This is a genomic window from Candidatus Benthicola sp., from assembly GCF_058719085.1.
On sequence record NZ_JBZQEK010000015.1, the window covers coordinates 1 to 1,916 of the forward strand.

The 1,916-nt window shown below is 68.1% G+C and carries 1 protein-coding gene; it reads right to left on the minus strand.

What is annotated here, in order from left to right:
• On the minus strand, positions 1–1,328 hold a 1,328-nt coding region (locus AC36XV_RS01395), incomplete at its 3' end, for an MBOAT family O-acyltransferase (protein ID WP_492201891.1).
• Between the last annotated feature and the right edge of the window lie 588 nt (positions 1,329–1,916).

Genomic DNA, 1,916 nt, shown 5'->3' on the forward strand with positions numbered 1-1,916 from the left:
ACGTCTTCGAGGCGGCGATTCCGCATGTACCAGTGCACGGCCAGCATGCCGACCGTGACCGTCAGGACGGTGATGACGAGGAAGCTCGAGAGCACGAGCTCCGCTTCGGGCGCTCCGAAGCCGAGCATGGCGCGCGTTAGGCTCCACGCCTGCGGGAAGCTCTGCGCCCGGAAGAACACCCAGGTGAGGTTCACCAGGAAGTACGTGAGCAGGGCCAGGAAGAAGCTGAAAGCGGCCGTCGAGGCGATCCGCGCGCCTCTCCTCGTGGCGCCCCATCGCTCGCGGATGAAGCGCTCGACCCCCAGATAGAATCCGTGCAGGCCGCCCCACACCACGAAAGTCCACGCCGCGCCGTGCCACAGGCCGCCGAGCAGCATGGTGATCATCAGGTTGGCCTGAGTACGGTGCCAGCCCTTCCGGTTCCCGCCGAGCGGGATGTAGAGGTAGTCGCGCAGCCAGGTCGAGAGCGAAATGTGCCAGCGGCGCCAGAAGTCCGAGAAGCCGATCGCCGCGTAGGGGAAGCGGAAGTTGTCCGGCAGCGAGAAGCCGAGACACAGCGCCACCCCGATCGCCACCGTCGAGTAGCCGGCGAAGTCGGAGAAGATCTGCCCCGCGAAGGCCAGCGTCCCGAGCCAGGCGTCCGAGAACGGCACCGCCTTCTCCGCCCCGAACACCGCGTCGGCCGCCGGGGCGAGCGCCGCATCCGCGATCACCATCTTCTCGAACAGGCCGAGCGTCATGAGGCCGAGTCCCCACAGCAGCTGGTCGCGCGTCGCCCGCACCGGCTTCTGGAACTGGGGGATCAGCTGAGTGGGCCGCACGATCGGCCCCGCCACCAGCTGCGGGAAGAAGGTCACGAACAGCGCGAAGTCGAGCAGCGAGTCGGCCGGCTCGGCGCGCCGCAGGTACACGTCCAGCGAGTAGGCCATCGTCTGGAAGGTGTAAAACGAGATCCCCACCGGAAGCACGATGTCCCACCCGGGCGCCGTCCACGTGACCCCGATCGCGGACATCAGGGTCTGCCAGTTCTCGAGCAGGAAGCCGCCGTACTTGAAGTAGCCGAGCAGCCCGAGGTTCACGACCATGCTGACGCCGAGCCAGGCGCGACGGCGGGACTGCCGGTCCGCGACGAAGATCCGCTTCGCCACGTGCCAGTCGACGATCGTCGAGAGCCACAGCAGCAGAACGAAAGGAGGGTTCCACGCCGCGTAGAACAGGTAGCTGGCGATGAGGAGATTCGTCTTCTTGAGCTTCCAGGGCAGCGGCGCGTTGTGGAGCGCCAGCACCAGGGCGAAGAAGGCGACGAAGGTCAGCGAGTTGAACAGCAAGCGCTCGTGTCTCCCGGAAGAAGGACCCGGCCGTGGCCGTCTGGATTCGGTTGCCTCGTGGCCGGCGTATGTATCCCGGCGGTCGGCTGCCTCGAGGCCGACCCGTACCCACGGCGGTCGGCTGCCTCTTGCCGACCCGGCCCCACGGCGGTCGAAAGGCCTCGTCGCCGGCTCCGTCCCCGGGGCGGTCGGGCAGCCCCGTGGCCGACCCGGCGCCGCTGCGATCGGACGCAGTCCGGACCGATCGTTCCGGCCATTAACGCCAAACGGTCGGGAGGTTGTCAAGCGAGGGGGCGAGTTCCGCCGCCGGGCGCCGCCGCTGGAACAGGGATGGCGGACGGACACCCGACCGGCCGAGTGCGGCTGAGTGCAGCCGAGTGCAGAGTACGGCCGAGTGCGGCCGAACTGTCACAAGGGGGATTGACGGATTTCGGGGTGCAGGTGTCGTCGACTCCGCGACCACTCATGGTTCGGGTCTCGGCCAGGCCTCGCCCCGCGCCTATCCTCCGTCCGCGCTTCGTTGCGACCCCTTCGACCTCCGAACCCCCTGAAACACCCCTCGCGCGATCCTCAGAGGCCGAAAACGGG